At 60.0% G+C, this 405-nt stretch carries 1 protein-coding gene; it reads right to left on the bottom strand.

The features are described from left to right. On the bottom strand, positions 1–386 hold a 386-nt coding region (locus tag AF337_RS46620), incomplete at its 3' end, for a TniQ family protein (protein ID WP_152971345.1). Positions 387–405 lie beyond the last annotated feature (19 nt).

The raw sequence follows: 405 nt of genomic DNA, 5'->3' as shown, positions 1-405 counted from the left end.
AAGCCGACGCACCATAGTACCCGCCCATATGGGCGAGTAGCCTCCGGGCCGGTTCCGTTCGCGACGTCCTCCTGGAGGCAACGTGGGCAATACCGGAGACGCGCGCTGGAGAATGAACGTATGGAGATTGTTTCACCCTCGGCAGGAGATAGGGCATCAACTCGACGAACAGATCGTCTCTCCGCAACGTGTGAACTCAGACCCGCTAGCGCCATGAGCCGGCCCACCTCCACGGCGTCGCCAGTTCGTATCTTTTGAAAGTCGATCCCTATGTACCAGCAGAACTCGCGCACGCTGGCGACGCCGTTGGCGACGGCGAGCCGTGAACAGAAGCTGACCACGGTCTCGTCTGAATAAAAAGCGACCGTCGTTCCAAGTCGATTCATCGCGGACGGTCTCCCGGTT

It is taken from the genome of Rhizobium ecuadorense (assembly GCF_001187535.1).
Taxonomy (GTDB): domain Bacteria; phylum Pseudomonadota; class Alphaproteobacteria; order Rhizobiales; family Rhizobiaceae; genus Rhizobium; species Rhizobium ecuadorense.
Note: the sequence above shows the minus strand (reverse complement) of the source record. Positions and strands in the feature narration are given on the sequence as shown.